The sequence below is a fragment of the Winogradskyella sp. genome, from assembly GCF_025210595.1.
In the GTDB taxonomy this organism is placed as follows: Bacteria; Bacteroidota; Bacteroidia; order Flavobacteriales; family Flavobacteriaceae; genus Winogradskyella.
Genome location: NZ_JAOARH010000069.1, coordinates 1 through 2,975, shown reverse-complemented (window position 1 = coordinate 2,975; position 2,975 = coordinate 1). Strand labels below are relative to the sequence as shown.

Here is a 2,975-nt window from a genome sequence, read left to right as displayed (position 1 = left end):
TTTGCCTTCTGGAAACCCTTTTTGTTTAAACCATGTGTAATAATATTCAGGAATATTAACAAGGTATTCGCCTTTGTATTTTCCAAAAGGCATTCTATAATTGGCTAGTTCTATGAGTGCTTCTTTGTTTGGTTGCATGTTAAAGTTTTTAGCTAAAAATAGATTCTTGTCTTCGTAGAAAATTTATGGCGATTTATACTCATCGAGTTTATTGAGCTCTTCTTTAACGTAGTTATTCCAATACTCTTGAGCTTCAACGTTTATGGAGTGATTGGTTTGCTTGTCGTAAGTTTTTTGGGTTTTATCTAAAGCCTCATTAATAGCAATGTGGATTTGTCCCATTTGTTTTTTAATATTCTGATTTACAACCAAACGATCTAATTGCTGCCTAAACTTACGCACATAGAGTTCTGTAATATCAAAATGCAACTGCTCATGAGCCAAGATATAATCATCTGCTCTATCTGTTAAATACCAAGATTTATTAGGGTAAAAATGCGCTTCTACTGAAGCTGAAAAATCAACAATTCGTTTACCAGATGTTTTTAGAGAATAACCAAATGTAATACCAGAAGCGGTTAATGCTACAGCATCTGAGTTTGGATTTGGGCTTGCTTTAAAATCTTCCCATGTAAGCTTTCGGGTATTATTCCATGTAAGGGTTTCTTCATTATTAGCTGAAGTCCCAAAACATAAAAACAAAAGCGTTATTATGAGATGTTTTATTTGCATTTATTGCCAGTTAAACGTAATATCTTTTTCGATATCTGGATGTAAACTGTAATGTACAGGACAAGTATTTGCTGTATGTTCTAATATTTTTTTTGTCTTAGCATCGGCTTCAAATGGAAAATTAAGAACCACCTCAATTTTAGAAATCCTCCTTGGATTACTTGCCATTGTCTTAGTAACCTCAGCAGTTGTACCAGACATATCAACATTCATATCTCTGGCTTTTATTCCCATAACAGTTAACATACAACTTGCCAACCCTGTAGCAACAGTATCTGTAGGAGAAAACGCTTCTCCTTTACCATTATTGTCTATTGGTGCATCTGTAATTAAGGTATTACTAGACTTTATGTGCTCGCTTTCGGTTCTAAGATTACCTAAATAGGTTACTTTTGAGGTCATATTTAATTTGCTTCTACTATTCTTAAATTATCGTACTTAACGATGTACACTGCTTCATTTTTATAACCTCCAAACAACGATTTATTGTATCTAAACTTGTTCTCAGTATATTCTGTCTCAATAACATCTTCTGAAGCTTCGTATAAGTTATCCTCAGTAGCCAAACGCAACAAAATATCTAACGTTATATCAAAACCACGTGCTACATATTTACTTGGTGTTACACCAAACTCATTTCTGTAATCCTTTACAAAACTATTAGACTCATACTCATCGTAATCTTTATATACAGATGGATAATGAAATTTTAGATTTGATAGGTTGTTGTTATCAACATCCTTTCCTTCAAAAGCTCTGTTTTTATCTAACGTAACTAAAACAATTTCTGTGTTCTTTTCAATTAAAGCATTTAACATGCTAATAACGCTAGATGCAAAAAAATCTTTATTAGTTTCTAAGAATACAATTGTTTTACCTTCCTGAAATACATTTTCTAAACGCACAGGATATATAAAAAACTCATCCTCACCAGTTTTTTTACTCTTCTCTGAAAAGATTTGAGTGGCATTTGGAAACTCTTTTTTTAATAAATCACTTTCAGTTTTATGCGATCGATCTGCAATGACAACAACTTTTGTTTTTAAACTATCCTTTTTTACAAAATCTATAATTGCTTTTTGTAGTAACTTATCTTCTGGTATGGTTTGAAATACATTAGCATAAACTTCTCTTGGTTTATTTAATGCTGCAATAACAGGTACTCTATCGCTTTTTAAAGCATTTGCAACTCTATCAAAACTCTTTTCTTCAATAGGACCAATAACAGCATCATATTCTGAAAAATCATGATCTGCTAGCAGCTTGCTCGTAGTAGAAGCCATGTAACGTGTATCTAAAACTTTTAAATCTGTTGAAATGCCTAATTGCTTTGCAGAATCTAATGCCATTCTTACACCAACATGAAAATCTAAAACAATAGACAACAACTTATTCTGTTTTATCTCTGCTTTTGTTTCCTCTACAGAATCTACATCAATTTTATGTAACTGATATGGTAACATTAAGGCTAATTTCTTAGTCTTAAAATTTGTGATGTTAGACTCTAATTTTGTAGTCTCTACATCAGATAAATTTTCTGATGTATTAACAGATGCCGGAATTTTTAATACCATTCCTGCTTTTAATCCACTTTCCTTAAGTTCCGGATTTAAAGTTTCTAATGCTTCTTGTGTTAAACCTGTTTTGACTTTTAATCTGTAAAAGCCTTCTTTTGGCAATACTTCATAATAATTGTACTTAGATTCAATCACCTTTTCGTCTTCATCCTTAACATTAGGCACATTTAACTCATCACCTGGTTGAAGTATAGGTTTCATCTCTGGGTTTAAAGCTTCTAACTCAGCTACAGTAATTCCAAATTTATAAGCCACACGCCATTTTCCTTCTTTAGGTAAAACGGTGTACTTTTTAATTGTATTCTTGTAAGTCTGCTTAGATAAAAAGGTTTTATATCTAGGAATTCTAACCTTGTCCCCTTTTTTAAGGTTTTCAGAATACAAAAAACGATTTGCTTTTTTTATTTCCTCTTCTGAGACACCATATTTTTTAGACAATCCGTAAAGCGTTTCTTTTCGTTTTACTTTATGATTTTTATAACCTATGAGTTCTTTTGATTCTTCTTCAATAGGTTCGTTTTTAATCTTTGAATTTGGTATAATTAAAACCGTATTGGGCTTAAAATTAGACTTTGCATCAGGATTTAACGCTAAAATATCGAAAGGTGTTACCAAATAAGTTTTAGCAACACTCTCAATGGTTTCACCTTCCTTTATTTTGTGCTC

The 2,975-nt window shown here is 31.8% G+C and carries 4 protein-coding genes; all 4 read right to left on the bottom strand.

Annotated elements, in window-relative coordinates:
• Positions 1-138: DUF3820 family protein (locus N4A42_RS07490; protein WP_294072175.1), on the bottom strand; the 138-nt coding region annotated here is incomplete at its 3' end.
• A gap of 45 nt (positions 139-183) precedes the next feature.
• Positions 184-732, bottom strand: a complete 549-nt coding sequence (locus N4A42_RS07485; protein WP_294072170.1) for a DUF922 domain-containing protein — start codon at positions 730-732, stop codon at positions 184-186.
• A complete protein-coding gene (locus N4A42_RS07480; RefSeq protein WP_294072162.1) occupies positions 733-1,134 on the bottom strand; it encodes an OsmC family protein in 402 nt (133 codons plus the stop codon).
• A 2-nt stretch (positions 1,135-1,136) separates the two neighbouring features.
• The coding region (locus N4A42_RS07475; RefSeq protein ID WP_294072151.1) for a LysM peptidoglycan-binding domain-containing protein at positions 1,137-2,975 on the bottom strand (1,839 nt) is incomplete at its 5' end.